The organism is Bifidobacterium indicum (assembly GCF_036987015.1).
GTDB lineage: Bacteria > Actinomycetota > Actinomycetes > Actinomycetales > Bifidobacteriaceae > Bombiscardovia > Bombiscardovia indica.
The window spans coordinates 1,322,766-1,340,581 of record NZ_BTXM01000001.1 but is presented as its reverse complement, the minus strand read 5'-3'; the positions used below and the strand labels follow the sequence as shown (position 1 = coordinate 1,340,581).

The window sequence follows — 17,816 nt, the reverse complement described above, 5'->3', positions numbered from 1 at the left end:
CGATGGTTCCGCGCCTGAGCAGTCTGTCCTGTGCCGACCCTGCAGACCTCCCAACCGACCAGAGACGGTTTGGGTCGGAAGCTATGCCCGGGGTTCCTGCATCTGCTCCTGGGCGTCGCGGATCTGGCCTATCTTCAGGGCGGTCTGGAGAACGAAGGCCTCACGGGGGTTCATGGCATCCCAGCCGGTCACTTCGATGGACCGTTTGAGTCGGTACCGGACCGTGTTGGGGTGGACTCCCAGCCGCCTGGCCGTGGTCTCCAGGGAGTTGCCGGAGACCAGGAAGGTACTCAGGGTCACCAGGAGGGGGTTGTTCCGATCCCCGTTGCTCAGGCTCTTGTAGACCTCCTGGTAGAGCTGGTCCGAGGCCTTCTCGTCGCCCATCAGGGCACGCTCGGGCAGGAGGTCGTCCGCATGGAGGGGCCTGGGTAGGCCGCCGTCCACACTCAGCCCTTCGGCTGCAGGGGCCACCGTATAGGTGTTCAGGGCCGCCTGGATGGTTTCGACCGCCCCGTGGATTCCGTGACGGAGCGGGCCCAGGCAGACCGGACTCTCTTTGTCGAAGTAGCGGAGGAGGCCGGCACAGAGGTCGGCCGGGGTCCCAGCCTCCTCCATATCGGCCAGGATCACGACCAGTTTGTTGTGCTGGGACATAAGTACCCTGGCCCCTGCCTGCTCCAGGGTGAGCCGGATACGCTGGTGGATTATGCCGGCACTCGTCTTCCCTCCCCGGGGTGTTCGGCCCACGATGGCGAAACACCGGTAGTCGGCCGGCCACCCCAGCATGGTGAGTCCGGTCGTTACCTGTCTGCCGGTCGATCCGTCGATTAGGCTCTCGATGATCAGGGTCTCGGTCCTGGTTCCCATGCTGTTCCGGGCCTCGGCCAGGTCGGCGTATATCGTCGCGGCAGAGAAGGCCACCTCCCAGGCATAGCGCAGTATGGTATCCCTGGTCTCATCCTCAGGCTCCCCCTCACGGGCGAAGACGGTGATGTTGTTCTCGAGCAGGTCCACGATGACCCGGGTCACGTCCATGGCCTGGCGGGGACTGATGACCTGAGAGAATTCCAATGGTGCCGGTAGGGAAACCATGCCCTGTTCGGAGTCGCATCCTGTGTCGGGCGGGAGGCTGTCCTGCCGGCCCTTCCACGTCAGGAAGGAGGCGATGGCGATTTCAATAAGTTCCTTGAGGATCTGCTTGCTGTCCTGGGGTAGATCCTCGTACCATGGCAACTTGTCGCCGAGGTCCTTCTCGGCCTGGTGAACCAGGGTTCTGATCGGTTCAGGCAGGGGGACGGCCATGGAATCCGGCTTGTCGGACGCATCCGGCGATTGGCCATTCGGGTGGGGGATGCCGCTGCCCGCGGTCCTATGCGGTTCAGCCATTCGGTACCAGACCATTCCGGAACAGACTCCCCGCCCCGGTGCGACCCCCAACAGCGTCAGACCGGGGTCTTCTCTTGGGTGTCAGCATGGTAGGGACCCGCTCCTTTCCTGGGTGGAAGCGCTTTGGCGTTCGCGGGACATGGCCAGGATCAGGAAGGGCACCACCATGGCCACGGGAAGCATGTGCCGTTCGAAGTTGTTGGCCGGCGAGGTGACCATGACCCCCATGATCAGCAGGAGCGGGAAGAAGCCGAGCAGGTGGCGCCAGCGTCCGGTGCTCAGCCAGGCGGCAATCAGGATCAGCGCCAGGACCACCCAGAAGTTCCCCTGGGCCACCCAGCCCAGGACGGGTATGCTGGCCCAGGTTCTGGCCAGGCCCGTGATTCCGTTGCGCCAATCCCGGCACCAGTACTGGATCCAGGTGCTGGATTCCTGCACGTAGGAGTTATTCAGATAATAGGACATGGCCACATAGGCCGGGTCGTTGACGTCGAAGTAGCCGTAGCATTCGGCCATGAACGCATCCAGGTAGGGAAGGGTGTGCCCCTTGGCCAGGTGGAGCCAGGCCCGATTCAACCTCTTCATCTGCTCGGCCGTGACCGTGCGCCACTTGTAGACGATCAGCTTGGGCTGGTTCCCGGATGACTTGACCCTGTCGGCCTCCCAGGGCGTGTAGTTGGTGGCCGCCGAGCCCAGGTCCAGGATGGGTGCCAGGTCCTGCCTGGTCCGTCCGTCGATGCCTGAGGGGTCGACCTTGGCCACCCGGGCTATCTGCTGGAGCTGGATGCTCTTGCTCTCCACGGGGTCTCCCTTGATGACCCGTCCTGCCCCCTCAAGGCCGGTGATCAGGGCCGTGAAGGCCAGGATGGGCAGGAGAAGGCAGACCAGGTAGGCCCGCCAATGCCGCCGGTGCAGGATCAGTGCCAGGACGATCTGGGCGGCGACGATGTAGACCCCATACTTGGTGCTGATCAGCATGATCAGGGTGCTGACGGCCAGACCAACCAGGGTCCTGGTGCTGGCCAAGGGGCGCTTGCCGGGCCCGTCCTGCCTGATGGCCTGGTACCAGATGCCGAACCACCAGACGAAGGCGAAGGCGAAGAGGGGTGACTTGGTCAGGCTGATCGTGCTGAAGACGTTGAAGGGGCAGACCAGGAAGAAGATGATGACCAGGGTGCGGGCCAGGGGGCCGGCCCGGTAGGCTCCAGGCTCTGCCGTGACGGTCCTGGTCTCCGCGCCGGTAGCGCAGGGCCGTCCGCCGGTGAAGAACCGATCAGCCGTGACGGCGCAGCAGAAGGCGCCGAAGACCAGTTGCAGCCCCCCCAGGAGGACGATGCCCGCGTCGTAGGAGCCTGTCAGCCGCTGGGAGGCCAGGGCCGTCATCCCGTAGAAGAAGGTCAGGACCAGGTTGTGCTGGTCGGTCAGGAAGGTGGGGTCGGCCGGCCAGAGGTAGTGTCCGATCGGGTAGACGTCCATCTGGGTGAAGGCGTTCCCGCCGTATTGGGGCACGTCGCCCCGCATCTGCAGGAGCCAGTTGGTGCACTCGACGATCTGTGCGTAGAGGTCGGCTCCGTACGCGGCCAGGAGGGTCACCAGGGCCCAGGCCCATCCAATGACCAGGAGGCGCATGATGGGTTTCCATCCCCGGGTCTGCCCCATGATGAATGCCCGGTAGGCGCCGACCATGGACCGGAACCGTTCCCGCCCGTCCAGGGAATCCTTGAAGGCCCTGACCTTCCTTCCCGGGAATCCATCACGTCCGTTCTCCAAGCCGGTCCAGACGGACTCACCACCACTCAGTAGGCGGCCGACCAGGGCGACCATGCCCAGGCAGACGGTCAGGGTGACCAGGAGAATCAGGGTATTCGACCAGCCGAACTCGGCCATGGACCCGCTCCGGCGGTATATGGGGCCCACCGAGGTGCACCAGGCGATCCAGAGACAGATGAGTCCGGCAAGGCCCCTGCCCAGGATGGTGCCAGGAGGGTTCCGGTGACCACTCAGAGAGTTGCCGCTGGTACCGGTATCTGCTGCCAAGTGGTCCCCCCTCGTGTATGAAGCATGCGGTTCGGTACATCCAATTCTATCCATCGGACCACGATTCGGACACGATTGGTGTCCTCTGCCGGGGCGGTCCTGCCGCTCCGTGGCGTGATTTGTGGAAAGGTACAAAATCGGACGTCCTGTTTTGTAGATAGCCAGCTTCCTGAAGAACCTTCCGTGACTTATAGTAAAAGATGTGCCTCATCAGAATACCAAGTGGCAACCATCGGCATCGCTGAGCAGTGGTGTTGTGTCATCTATCACGGTTCTCGATACCGTTGATTCGACCAATACCCTTCTGGCCCATGCTCTGGAAACCTCCCCGTATTCAGACGCGCGCCAACGGGTGGAGAAGCTGTTTGGGGACAGCGGTTCCGCAACGGACGTGGGGAACACGAAGGGGTTTGTAGTTCCAGGCACAAAGGGGAAAGCCGAAGACACGCCTCGAAAAAATACCCGCAAGGGGATTACTACGGCTACACGAAATGAGGGAAGAGTCGCAAGTAAAGGTATTCGGCGATGGCCCGGTACCGGGCACTGTAATGTGCCACTCAGTGTGGCGGTTTCAGATGTACAGGTCCGGTGCCGTGGTCGTCTTGATCGCACCTGGGTCAACCAGGCCGGTCAATCTCTCCTCTCCTCATGGGCCGTGGCCCTCCCCACCCCTCTGACCACGGGCTCCCGGTCCGGATGGCTTCCCATGATCTCCGGACTCGCCGTCATCGACGGCCTCGAGGATGTCCTTGCATACCACGGGTGCCGACCACTTGACGCGGATCGGACCAGGACCGGTTCCGACCTGGCCCTGAAATGGCCCAACGATATCTTTTGCGGGGGCTGCAAGCTGGCGGGGATCCTCTGCGAACTGGTGACGGTAGACCAGGAGTGGTCCGCTGTCATCATCGGTGTGGGCATGAACCTCTTCCTGCCCGAAGACCACCTACCCACTGATCTGGCCACCTCCCTCCACCTCCGCTACGGGCAGCTTCCCGAATACGGCATGCTCAGGGACGACCTGGTCGATGCCATCTCCTGGTACCTGAGCCTCTACCTGAACGACCTGGTGGACCGGGCGGACCCGGCCCTGGATGATCTGCGCTCGCGGATCGGAGGCATGAGCTGGACCGTGGGCCGCCAGGTCGAGGTCAGGCCAGTTGCCGGTGATCCGGTCAGGGGCAAGGCCCTGGCCATCAACCCCGATGCCTCCCTCAAGGTTGAGTTGGAGGACGGGTCGTCAATCACCGTGACCACCGGCGATGTCGGCGTTCTTCCCGATGTGTCATCGGGTACCAGATAAGCATCGATTCATTGCGGGGGAGGCTCCGCCATCCACGGGGAAAGAGAAGGGTATATGAAAAAACTGCTGATTGCCAACAGAGGCGAAATCGCGCTCAGGGTGGTGCGAACCGCCCAGGAAATGGGCGTCGCCACCGTGGCCGTCTATGCAGATCAGGACCGTGACGCCCCTTACGCCCAGATGGCGGACGAGGCCTACCTTCTGCCTGGTGACACCAACATCCAGACCTATCTGAACGAGGACCTGATCGTCTCCATCGCCAAGCGGGCCGGGGCCGACGCCCTCCATCCCGGATACGGGTTCCTCTCCGAGTTCTCCTCCTTCGCCTCCAAGGTCAAGGCCGCCGGGATCACCTGGGTGGGGCCGGACCCATCCGTTCTGGACGAGCTTGGTGACAAGATCACGGCCTGCAAGGTGGCCGAGCGGGCCAGGGTGCCCGTCGTGCCCGGGCTGAGTGAGCCGGTCTCCGACATGCGTGCACTCCTGGACTTCGCCGACGACAACGGCTACCCCGTCATGATGAAGAAGGCGGACGGGGGCGGTGGACGCGGTATAACCCTGATCAACGACAGTGACGAGCTCCGTACCTTCTATATGAACCATGACGCCCTCCAGGGGGGCGATCTGGGAGACTACTTCATCGAGAAGTTCGTCGATCGGGCCCGGCACGTGGAGACGCAGTCCGGGCGTGACAGCCATGGCCAGTTCACGGTCTACTCCACCAGGGATTGCTCCGTGCAGCGCCGCAATCAGAAGCTGGTCGAGGAGGCCCCGGCCCCCTTCCTCTCGGCCGATGTCATCTCGCAGCTGGAGGGGTTCTCCCGGCGGCTTTTCGATACGGTCGGTTACGAGGGGCTGGGCACCTGCGAGTTCCTGGTCACCCCCCAGGACTCGGTCTACTTCATGGAGGTCAACCCCAGGCTCCAGGTGGAGCACACGGTCAGCGAGCAGGTCTGCGGCCTGGACCTGGTCCGGGAACAGTTGATCATCGCCGACGGGGGCTCCCTGACCCCGGCCCCGGCCCCGCGCGGGCACAGCTTCGAGCTGCGTATCACCAGCGAGGACCCGGCCACCAACCTGACCCCCAGTTCGGGCACCATAGAATCCCTCCAGTGGCCCTCGGGCCCCGGCATCCGCATCGATTCGGGTGTTGAGGTGGGCGACACGGTCTCACCCAGGGATGATTCGATGATGGGCAAGGTGGTCGTCACCGCGCAGGATCGTCCGGCCGCCGTGGCCCGGGTTCGCCGTGCCCTGCGCGAGATGAGCATCGGCGGGGTGCCGACCCCGGCCAGCCTCTTCCAGAAGATCTTCTCCAACCCGGAGTTCACGGCCGAAAATGGTCATTCCTTCGACGTTTCGACCAAGTGGCTGGAACGGGTCTACCTGACCATGGAGCCCAAGACCAACACCACCGGTCAGCCGGCCTCGGTATCCGGTACCCCCCAGGAGCCCCCGGTCAGGGAGACCATGGAGACCTACAACGTCGAGATCGACGACAAGCGGGTCAAGCTTTCCCTGCCCGATTCCCTCCTGGGAGGCATGGGAGGCTCCTTCAACCGCCAGGGTGCGGCGCGCCGCCCCACCCAGCCCCTGCGTGGGCGTGGGCTGAGAGATGCGGAGCCCGGATCCCCCCGTCAGGACGCGGCCCGGTCCGGGGTCATCGTGGCCACTATGCAGGCCGTGGTCACCCGGATCAATGTTGCAGAGCGGCAGACGGTCGACAAGGGCGACCTCCTGGTGGTCCTGGAATCCATGAAGATGGAGAACTACGTCTATGCGCCTGCCAAGGGCACGGTCAAGTCCATCCAGGTCGGGGTCGCCCAGGGGGTCGACCCCGGCCAGACCCTGGTCACCCTGGACCTGCAAGGAGGCGACAAGGATCAGGACGCGTCCTCCCGGGAGACGGGAGGGGATGGGACAGCCCGGGGGGAGGAGCAGACATGAACAGTTCAGTGAAAGTCGGGGCCACAAGGGAGACGGGCAGGGAGACCGGGCGGTCCGGGCTCGAGACCCAACCGGTGCGGCAGGGGATCCGGCAGGCGGCGCAGCTGGCCCGCCAGGCCGAGGAGCACGCCCGGGACCGGCAGCACGCCAAGGGGAAAAACACAGCCCGGGAACGCCTGGACCTCCTCTTCGACAAGGATACCTTCGAGGAGGTGGGCCGCTTCGCCGGGGGGAATATCGTCGGTGGAAAGGCCGGGTCGGCCGTCATCACCGGGTTCGGAATGATCTACGGCCGGAAGGTGGGCGTCTATGCCCAGGACTTCTCGGTCAGGGGTGGCACCCTGGGCCAGGCCGAGGGGGAGAAGATCTGCAGGCTCATGGACATGGCCATGCGGATCAAGGTCCCCATCGTGGCCATGATCGACTCGGGCGGTGCCCGGATCCAGGAGGGTGTGGCGGCCCTGACCCAGTACGGGAGGATCTTCCGCAAGACCTGCCAGGCCAGCGGGTTCGTTCCCCAGATATCGCTGATCCTCGGTCCCTGCGCCGGCGGAGCCGTCTACTGCCCGGCCCTGACCGACCTGATCGTCATGACCAAGGAGAACTCCGATATGTTCGTCACCGGGCCCGATGTGGTCAAGGCGGCGACCGGGGAGACCATCAGCATGGATCAGCTGGGTGGCGGCTACGTCCACAACACCAGGTCGGGCGTGGCCCACTACCTGGGCGAGGATGAGGCCGATGCCATCGACTACGCCCGCACCGTACTGGCCTACCTCCCCTCCAGCAGCGAGGTGGAGCCCCCGACCTACGCCTTCGCCTCCGGTCATGCCGAGCGGCAGGCCGCCAAGCGTCTGGCAACGATCATCCCCGAGAACGACCGGCAGCCCTACGATGTCCTGGATGTGATCCATGCCGTCGTCGACAACGGCGAGCTGGTCCAGGTCCATGAGCTCTTCGCCCGGTCCATCGTCGTCGGCTTCGCCTGCCTGGAGGGTCATCCGGTGGGGATCGTGGCCAACCAGCCCATGGTCGACGCAGGCAGCCTGGATGTGGACTCCTCGGAGAAGCTGGCCCGGTTCGTCCGGCTCTGCGACGCCTTCAACCTCCCGGTCATCACCCTGGTGGACACCCCCGGCTACAAGCCCGGGTCCGACCAGGAGCATGCCGGCATCATCCGGCGGGGGGCGAAGGTCATCTACGCCTATGCCAACGCCCAGGTGCCCATGGTCACCGTGGTCCTGCGCAAGGCCTTCGGAGGCTCCTATATCGTCATGGGCTCCAAGTCCATCGGGGCCGACCTGAACTATGCCTGGCCGAGCTCCCAGATAGCGGTTCTGGGTGCCCCGGGGGCCGTGAACATCATCCACCGGCGCGACCTCCAGAAGGCCAAGGAGGCCGGACAGGATGTGGATGCCCTCCGGCAGCGGCTGGCCGAGGAGTACGAGGCCACGACCGTCAACGCCAACCTCTCCTTGGAGATGGGGGAGCTGGACGGGATGATCGACCCGGAGCAGACCCGTCAGGTCCTGATCGGGGCCCTGGATCTCCTGGCCGACAAGCGCCGGGTGAAGATGAATGACAAACATCACGGAAATCAGCCCTTATGATTACCGGAACATCCTGAAAAGCCAATTAGGGTAAAGTGAGCGCACTACCGCAGAAAGCCGTATTCGGTGTGTAACCTCCGATTGCCCGAAAGGAGGGGCAGGTCCTGTCGCTCCGGACCACCCTCCCCTCAGCAGCACGAGAACCGCAGTCAACGAATAGGAAATCATGACCAGCACATTCTTCATCAACCGTCTAGCGGAACAGCCCCATGCGCTCATGTTCGCCGGCCAGTCCACCCCCTGGACCGTGGCCCTGGCGGATCTGACCAAGGATCCGGACATTCGGGGGCGGCTTTCCCAACGGGTTTCGGAGGCCTCCGACCTGCTCGGGCCGGTCAAGCCGGAGCTCCTGGCCACCAACGGCCGCCAGCTGGATCTCTTCGGGTTTGAGCCCAATCCCGCTCGGTTGGGATCGGCGGCCGATGCGGCCGTCAGCGTTCCGGGGATCGCCCTGGCACAGTTGGGTGCGCTCATGGACCTGGGGCAGCTGGGGTACGACCCTGCCCAGGCTGCTCCTGTGGCCCTCCTGGGACACTCCCAGGGCATCATCGGCATTCACATGGTTCAGGCCATCCAGGAGGGTGGATCCCTGGCTGCCGCCACGGAGGCCATCGACCAGATCCTGGCCATCGCCATGCTGATCGGGGCCGCCGGCACCCGTCAGGCCCGCCAGCTGGGCATCCACCGCCAGGGCGAGGCCACCCCCATGCTCTCGGTCAAGGGGGCCACCCGCCGCCAGGTCGAGGTCCTGATCGAGCGGGTGCCCGGCACCCGTGGGCCCATCAGCGTGGCCGTGACCAACTCCGACCGCCACCTGGTCCTGTCCGGGTATCCCGAGGACCTGGCCGCCTTCGCCATCGAAGTCGGCAAGGAGAGCGCCCACCAGAGCAAACTGCGTGAGGAGAAGGTCCGCGGCGGCACCGCCTTCGCCCCCGTCCTGGAGTACCTTGACGTCACCCTGCCCTTCCACTCCTCCCTGATGACCGGGGCCGTCGATCTGACCGTCGACTGGGCCTCCAGGTGCTCCCTGGATGTTGACCGCGCCCGCGTTCTGGCCGAGGAGGTCCTCCTGCGCCATGCCGACTGGGCCGGCCAGATCAGGGACATCATGAAGAGCAACGACCCCCGTGACCTCTGGCTGGTCGACCTGGGGCCCGGCGAGACCATCGGCAAGCTGGTGGGGAACCTGGTCCAGGGAACCGGGGTGGGTGTGGTTGAGGCCACCTCCCAGGCCCAGCGCGCCGAACTCTCCACCATGGAGGATGAACCTGCCCGGACCCAGGATTGGACTCGATTCGCCCCCCGCCTTCTGGCCACGCCGGCAGGTCCGCGGGTCCAGACCGCCTTCAGCAGACTGACCGGCAAACCCCCGATCCTCCTGGCCGGCATGACCCCCACCACGGTGGAGCCCGAGATCGTGGCCGCCGCGGCCAATGCCGGGTACTGGGCCGAGCTTGCCGGTGGCGGCCAGGTGACCGCCGAGGTCTTCGACCGGCACGTGGCCCAGCTGGAAGAGCAGTTGGAAGAGGGCAGGACCGTCGAGTTCAACGCCATGTTCATGGACCGTTACCTCTGGAACCTTCAGTTCGGCAGCCAGCACATCGTCCCCAAGAAGCGCGAGTCCGGCACACCCATCGACGGTGTGGTCGTCTCGGCCGGCATCCCCGAGACCGACGAGGCCGTCAAGCTGATCGGTCAGCTCAACGGGGAGGGCTTCCCCTATGTGGCCTTCAAGCCCGGCACCGTGGACCAGATTCGTCAGGTCATCGTCATCGCCAAGGAGGTGGCCCCCACCCCCATCCTGATGGAGGTCGAGGGCGGCGCCGCCGGCGGCCACCACTCCTGGGAGTCCCTGGACGACCTGCTTTCCACCACCTATGCCGAGGTCAGGGCCTGCCCCAACATCGTCCTGGTGGCAGGTGGCGGCATCGGCACCCCCGAGCGGGCGGCCGACTACATCTCCGGTCAGTGGTCCCAGGCCTACCACCTGCCGGCCATGCCGGTGGACGGTGTCATGGTCGGTACGGCCGCCATGACCGCCAAGGAGGCCCACACCAACCCCGAGGTCAAGCAGGCCCTGGTCCGTACCCCGGGCATCGACATCACCACCCCTGACCCCGATCCCTTCGCACCCATGGGGGAGAAGTGGGTACCCAGCGGGAAGTCTGTCGGAGGGGTCGGTTCGGGTCTGAGCCACCTCCATGCCGACATCTATGAGATCGAGAACGCCTCCGCCGAGTGCGGTCGTCTCCTGGTCCGGGTCATGAAGCACCCCGAGGAGCTGGAGACCAGGCGGGATGAGATCATCGCAGCCCTGGACAGGACCGCCAAGCCCTACTTCGGCGACCTGGAGACCATGACCTACCAGCAGTGGGCCGAACGGTTCGCCCAGCTGGCATACCCCTGGGCCGACGACACCTACGTGGACCGCTTCCTCCACCTTCTGCGCCGGATCGAGGCCCGGGTCTGCGAGAAGCAGAGCGGCGAGTTCGAGTCCATCTTCGCCTCCCGTGAGGATGTGACCGAACCGGCCCAGGCCCTGGAACGTCTGCGCCAGGCTTACCCCCAGGCCGACCAGGTCAGGGTGGTCCCCACCGATATCGCCTGGTTCCCCGTCCTGGTGCGGGAGTACCCCAAGCCCATGCCCTTTGTGCCGGTCATAGACAACGACCTCCTGCGCTGGTGGGGTCAGGACCAGCTCTGGCAGTCCGAGGACCCCCGTTATTCCGCCGATTCCGTCCGCGCCATTCCCGGTCCGATTTCGGTTGCCGGCATCACCACCGTGGATGAGCCCGTGGCATCCATCCTGGGTCGCTTCGAGCAGGCCGCCATCGACCGGGTCGGCCAAGCCGACCCTCGGCCCCGCAAGGCATACAGCGAGCTGGCGGGTGCCGCCACCGCCGAGGAGTTCATCCGTCGCAGTCCCAACATCTCCTGGGTGGGCCACCTGATGGCCAACCCGGCCTACGGGACCAGGGTGGGCGACCCCGCCTACCAGATCACCCCCACCGGGACGGACCAGGCCGGGGAGCACTACAACCTGGACATCCACCTGGACACCTTCTGGGATGACGAACCCAACGGGGGCCGCGACAAGCACGCCGTGCGCGATATCGTCATCCCCCTGACCGTCAACGGCACCCAGGCCGGGCTTTTCCCGGTCGTGGACAGGAGCCGCCTGCCCCAGCACGTCTACTCCATGCTGGCCGACACGGCCGGCATCGGGAACACCGCCATCACCGGGGACCGGCTGGAATCCATGCCGACCATCGAGCCCGCCGAAGACAAGGCGACCTATCCCTTCGGCCTGGCCCGTACAGGCTACACGCTTTCCGAAAACCTGGGCTTCGACCACGAGACCGCCACCGGTGGTGCCCTGCCTGACGATCTGGTTCCGTCCAGGATCGCCCCCGATGCCCTGGTCGGACCTGCCTGGCCCGCCATCTACACGGCCCTGGGGTCGGTCTATGTGGAGGGCTTCCCGATCATCGAGGGCCTCCTCAACGCCGTCCACCTTGACCACCTGATTGAGCTCGAGGTCAGCGAGGAGGAGCTCCTGGCCCACACCGGCCAGCGCATCTCCCTGACCTCCTGGGCCGAGGACTACAAGGAGTCCGCCTCGGGCCGTGTGGTCACCATCCATGTGGTTCACAGCGCCCAGGACGGCACGGTTCTGGCGCGCGAGGTGGAACGGTTCGCCATCCGGGGTCGCGCCTACAGCGACCAGCTTCCCGAGGAGGCACCGGAGTTCGGTGGCATCCAGGCCGAAATCCTGGACACCCCCCGACGGATGCTGCGCAGGGTGACGGTCACCGCCCCCGACAACATGACCGCCTTCGCCCGGACATCGGGTGACTTCAACCCCATCCATACCTCTTGGCGTGGTGCGGCCGTCTCCGGCCTGTCGGCACCCCTGGTGCATGGCATGTGGCTCTCTGCCACGGCCCAGTATGCGGCCCAGGCCACGGACGACAAGGGCGCCCACTACGAAATCGCCGGGTGGACCTACAACATGTACGGTATGGTCCAGCTTGGCGACCAGGTGGAGATCTCGGTCGAGCGCATCGGCCAGGTCAACCACGGCGGTCTGGTCCTGGAGGTCACCTGCAGGATCGATGGCCAGCTGGTCTCCCGGGGAACGGCCATCGCCCGGGCCCCCAAGACGGCCTATGTCTACCCCGGCCAGGGCATCCAGCAGCAGGGGATGGTCCTGGACGAGCGGGCCAAGTCACCCGCAGCCCGCGAGACCTGGGAGCGGGCCGATGCCCTGACCCGGAGCAAGCTGGGATTCTCGATCCTGGCCGTGGTCCGCGACAACCCCAAGACCCTGACGGCCAAGGGGGTCACCTACCACCACCCCGATGGACTGCTCAACCTGACCCAGTTCACCCAGGTGGCCCTGGCCACGGTGGCCTTCGCCCAGACATCACGTCTGCGCGAATCCGGCAGCGACATCTGGCCCGCCTACTTCGCCGGCCACTCCCTGGGCGAGTACAACGCCCTGAGCTCCTTCGCCGGGGTCATGTCCCTGGAGACGGTCCTGGAGCTGGTCTTCCACCGTGGTTCCACCATGCACTCCCTGATCGAGCGCGATGAGCAGGGCCGCAGCAACTACCGGATGGGTGCCCTCCGCCCCAACCAGTTCGGTCTGGACGACTCGGGGGTCAAACAGTACGTGGCTGCAGTCTCCCAGGAGTGCGGTGAATTCCTGGAGATCGTCAACTACAACCTTTCCGGTCAGCAGTATGCCGTGGCCGGCACCATCGCCGGCCTGGAGTACCTGCGCAAGGACTCCAACAGGCGGGCCAAGGAGGCCGGCGGCAAGCCCGCCTTCATGTATGTGCCCGGCATCGATGTGCCCTTCCACTCCAGCCTCCTGCGCAAGGGGGTTCCGGAGTTCAGGGACACGCTCGACAGACTCCTGCCCGAACGGATCGACTACTCCCGCCTGGAGGGGCGCTACATTCCCAACCTGGTGGCCCGGCCCTACGAGATGAACCGGGACTTCGCCGCCTCCATTCTCGAGGTGGTTCCCTCGGAGCGGATCAGGGAGGCCCTGGAGAACCCGCAGGTCTGGGACTCCTATGCCGCCGATGATCAGAAGCTGGGACGCCTCCTTCTGACCGAGCTGCTCTCCTGGCAGTTCGCTTCTCCGGTGCGCTGGATCGAGACGCAAGCACTGATGTTCGGTGGACTCGAGCAGGGTGGTCTGGGCGTGGAGCAGCTTGTGGAGGTCGGTCTGGGCCATTCGCCCACCCTGGCCAACATGGCTTCCAGGACCTTGAAACTGCCTGATTTCCGTGAACGTCACGTGGCCGTGTACAACATCGGTCGTGACGAGAGCAGGGTCTACCTGACCGACACCGACTCCCTGGTTCCGGTGGAGGAGGAGAGCGTCGAACCTGTTGCTTCCGAGGCCTCGGCCCCGGCTGCCGCTCCCGCCGCCTCCGATGCTTCGGTTCCCGCCACTGCCGCCCCTGCACAGGCCTCGGCCCCGGCTCAGACCGATGGTCCCTCCGGTTCGGATGTGGCCGACCTGCCCTTCAAGGCCTCCGATGCCATCACCGTCCTCCTGGCCTATGCCACCAAGATCCGTATGGACCAGATCGGCGAGAGCGACACCACGGATACCCTGACCAACGGGGTTTCCTCGCGCCGCAACCAGCTCCTGATGGACATCAGCTCCGAGCTCGGTGTGGCCAGCGTGGACGGTGCGGCCGAGGCCAACATGGCTGCCTTGAGTGCCCTGGTCAACAAGGTGGCGCCCAACTACCACCCCTTCGGACCGGTCCTTTCGGACATCGTTCGTGAACGTATCCGCGACCTCTTCGGTCCCTCCGGTCTGAAGCTTCAGCAGGTGGAGAAGCGCGTGGCGGACACCTGGCAGCTGGGTCCGGGCTGGGTCTCGGCCGTTGTGGCCAGCCTGGTCCTGGACACCCGCGGGGGGGCATCCTCCCGAGGTGGCGACCTGGCCGCCCTGCCCACCGAGACGGTCACCACGACCGCCGCGGCCAACACCCTGATCGACCAGGCCGTCCAGCAGGTGGCCCAGTCCAGGGGTGTCACGGTCAGCATGCCCAGTGCAGGCGGCGGCGCGGGCGGCGCGGTGGTCGATTCAGCGGCCCTGGATGCCTTCGCCTCCAAGGTCACCGGCTCCCAGGGTGTCCTGGCCTCCACGGCCAGGTACCTCCTGGACAAGCTGGGAATCAAGGCCCCGGCCCCCCAGTCTGACGAGGATGAAGATGCGGCCGTCGTGGCCGCTGTCGATGCCGAACTCGGTTCCGACTGGCCCGACCAGGTCTCACCCCGCTTCGACGCCGACAGGGCAGTCCTCTTCGACGACCGCTGGGCCACGGCCAGGGAGGACCTGGCGCATATCTATTACGAGCATGATGACCAGCGTCAGGGGCTGAGTTTCCTGGGTGCCGGACAGGAGGTCCACGACCAGGCGGTCTGGTACGCCTCCAAGGCTTCGGCCCGCGGTGAGGCCACCCTGGCTCAGGTCTTCACCGGGATTGCCGACCAGGCCATCAAGCCGGTCCAACAGGATGTCAAGGCCTCGCGGTTCGTCAAGGACGTGGCCATCGTCACCGGTGCCGCCCCGAACTCCATCGCGGGTGCCCTGGTGGCCGGACTTCTGGAGGGAGGGGCCACCGTCATCGCCACCTCCTTCTCCATGAAACCCCGGACCGTCATCTGGGCCAAGGACCTCTACCGCCGCCATGCGGTCGGTCAGGCCAGGCTCTGGCTCCTTCCCGCCAATCTTTCCTCCTACCGCGACGTCGACGCCCTGGTTGACTGGGTCGGCAGCGAGCAGAAGAAGACGACCGGCGCCAAGACGACGATCCTGAAGCCGGCCTACGAGCCCACCCTCCTCCTGCCCTTCGCGGCACCACCCATGCACGGGACCATGGCCGACTCGGGCCGTCTCTTCGAGTCCCAGTCCAGGCTGATGCTCTGGAGCCTGGAGCGGCAGATCGCCGGCTTCTCCAAGATCGGTGCCGACACCGACGTGGAGCACAGACTGCACGTGGTCCTGCCCGGATCCCCCAACAGGGGTATCTTCGGCGGAGACGGGGCCTATGGGGAGGTCAAGGCCTCCTTTGACGCCATCATCAACAGGGCCAAAGCCGAGCAGGACTGGTCCGGACGTGTCACCTTCGCCCACCCCCTGATCGGGTGGGTCCGTGGAACCGGCCTCATGGGCGGCAACGACCCCCTGGTCAAGGTGGTGGAAGGCCATGGCATCCACACCTATTCCACCGAGCAGATCGCGGACTCCCTTCTGGATCTGTGCACGGCATCGTCCAAGGCCCAGGCTGTCCAGGCTCCACTCCAGGTTGACCTGACCGGTGGGCTGGGCGGCGAGCCCATCGACCTGAAGGCGCTGAAGGCCGAGGCCGCTCAGATGGACCAGGCCCAGGCAACGGACCCCCAGCAGGGGCAGGCCCGGGCCGTGGCCCCCACCGGGGATGCGGACAGGGTCATCAAGGCCCTCCCGACCCCGCACGAGCCCACCCAGGCCCCGGTCGATCTGGCCGAATGGCAGGGTGTCACCGCCAGGCCCGAGGACGAGATCGTCATCGTCTCCATCGGCGAGATGGGTCCCTGGGGCTCGGGCCGTACCCGGTTCGAGGCCGAGATGGGCATCCATCCCGACGGTCAGGTTGATCTGAGTGCCGCCGCCGTGCTCGAACTGGCCTGGAACATGGGCCTGGTCGAGTGGCAGGACAGCCCCAAGCCGGGCTGGTACGACACGGACGGTGAGCTGGTGCCCGAGCAGGACATCGCCGAGCGCTACCACGATGATGTCGTGGCCCGCTCCGGCATCCGCCCCTTCGAGGAGGGAATGGGTTCCGACTACCGTGACGGGACCGACGAGGAGGAGGTCGATGTCTTCCTGGATCATGACGTGGCCTTCTCGGTGCCCACCGAGGACCTGGCCCAGGAGTATGTGAACCAGGATCCCGACCACACCGACATCGCCCGTGACGAGGAGTCCGGTGAGTGGACGGTCACCCGGCATGCCGGGTCCCGAATTCGCGTCCCCCGCAGGGCCACGATGACCAGGACGGTCGGCGGCCAGTTCCCGCAGGGATTCGACCCGGTGAAGTGGGGCATTCCGGCCTCCATGGTCGGCGACGTGGACGAGATCGCCCTGTGGAACATCGTGACCACGGTGGATGCCTACCTGTCCGCAGGCTTCACCCCCGCCGAGATCCTCCAGGCCGTCCACCCCTCCAAGGTGGCCTCCACCCAAGGGACCGGCTTCGGCGGCATGGCCTCCATGCGCAAGCTCTACCTGGACCGCTTCTTGGGCAAGGAGATTCCGACGGACATCCTCCAGGAGGCCCTGCCCAATGTGGTGGCGGCCCACGTCATGCAGTCCTACATCGGTGGCTACGGCAACATGGTCCAGCCGGTCTCGGCCTGCGCCACGGCTGCGGTCTCCCTCGAAGAGGGGGCCGACAAGATCGCCCTGGGCAAGGCGGACTTCGTGGTCACGGGGGCCATCGACGACATCGGCGTGGAGTCGGTCATCGGCTTCGGCAACATGAACGCCACGGCCAACTCCGCAGAAATGTACGCCAAGGGCATCCAGCCCCGTTTCTTCTCCAGGGCCAACGACCGCCGTCGCGGCGGCTTCCTGGAGTCCGAGGGTGGCGGCACCATCCTCTTGACCAGGGGGGACATCGCCCTGAGGATGGGTCTGCCCGTGGCGGGGGTCGTGGGGTACATCCACTCCTTCGCGGATGGAGCCCATACCTCCATTCCGGCCCCCGGTCTGGGCGCCCTGGCATCCGGCATGGGTGGCGGGGACTCCGACCTGGTGCGTTCCCTGGCCAAGCTGGGTGTGGAGCCCGACGAGATCGCGGTGGTCTCCAAGCACGACACCTCGACCAACGCCAACGACCCCAACGAGTCCGAGCTCCACAACACCCTGGCCCACGCCATCGGTAGGGCGGACGGGAACCCGCTCTACGTCATCTCCCAGAAGAGCCTGACCGGCCACGCCAAGGGCGGGGCCTGCATCTTCCAGATCAACGGCCTGACCCAGCTCTTCAAGTCCGGGGTCATTCCGGCCAATGCCTCCCTGGATTGCGTCGACCCGGCACTGAGGGGCGATGACCACATGGTCTGGCTGGAGCAGCCTCTCAAGGTGGGCAGGGTCAAGGCCGGTCTGGTCACCTCCCTGGGCTTCGGCCATGTCTCCGGCATCGGCGCCATCGTCAACCCCGGCGCCTTCGAGGCCTCCGTGGCCAAGACAGCCGGACCCGAGGCCCTTGCCGAATGGCGTCGCCGTGCCAATGACCGACTGGCGGCAGGCCAGCGCCATTTGGAGGAGGGTCGCATGGGTAGGGCTCCGCTCTATGAACCCATCGACAACCGTCGTTTCCACGAGGATGGTCACGGCTATATCGGCCATGAGGTCGAGAAGGCCATGCTCCTGGATCCGAATGCCCGCCTGGGTGCTGACGGATACTTCGACCAGGCCTGAGCCGATCTGAGCCAGTTGAATCTGGCTTGTACGG

6 protein-coding genes are annotated in these 17,816 nt (G+C 65.6%); 4 read left to right on the top strand and 2 right to left on the bottom strand.

Translation table 11 applies throughout. From position 1 onward, the window contains the following. Positions 1–81: 81 nt before the first annotated feature. Both AACP59_RS05850 and AACP59_RS05845 read right to left on the bottom strand, forming a co-directional pair. Positions 82–1,386 carry a PucR family transcriptional regulator gene (locus tag AACP59_RS05850; protein WP_339350290.1) on the bottom strand — a complete coding sequence of 435 codons (1,305 nt, stop codon included), beginning with the start codon at positions 1,384–1,386 and terminating at the stop codon, positions 82–84. An 81-nt stretch (positions 1,387–1,467) separates the two neighbouring features. Continuing rightward, positions 1,468–3,423, bottom strand: a complete 1,956-nt coding sequence (locus AACP59_RS05845; protein WP_339350289.1) for a DUF6020 family protein — start codon at positions 3,421–3,423, stop codon at positions 1,468–1,470. A 562-nt stretch (positions 3,424–3,985) separates the two neighbouring features. On the opposite strand from AACP59_RS05845, the gene AACP59_RS05840 reads away from it, so the two are divergent. The 4 genes from AACP59_RS05840 (at position 3,986) to AACP59_RS05825 (ending at position 17,782) form a co-directional block, all read left to right on the top strand. Continuing rightward, complete coding sequence (locus AACP59_RS05840) at positions 3,986–4,726, top strand: biotin--[acetyl-CoA-carboxylase] ligase (RefSeq protein ID WP_297315943.1); 741 nt, start codon at positions 3,986–3,988, stop codon at positions 4,724–4,726. Positions 4,727–4,780: 54 nt separating this feature from the next. After that, complete coding sequence (locus AACP59_RS05835; protein WP_297315942.1) at positions 4,781–6,673, top strand: ATP-binding protein; 1,893 nt, start codon at positions 4,781–4,783, stop codon at positions 6,671–6,673. Continuing rightward, positions 6,670–8,283, top strand: coding sequence for an acyl-CoA carboxylase subunit beta (locus AACP59_RS05830; protein WP_297315941.1), 1,614 nt, complete (start codon positions 6,670–6,672; stop codon positions 8,281–8,283). The genes AACP59_RS05835 and AACP59_RS05830 overlap by 4 nt, the downstream gene beginning before the upstream one ends. 166 nt (positions 8,284–8,449) lie before the next feature. After that, the gene (locus tag AACP59_RS05825; RefSeq protein ID WP_339350288.1) at positions 8,450–17,782 is read left to right on the top strand and encodes a fatty acid synthase subunit beta domain-containing protein; all 9,333 of its coding nucleotides are present in this window, start codon (positions 8,450–8,452) and stop codon (positions 17,780–17,782) included. Positions 17,783–17,816 lie beyond the last annotated feature (34 nt).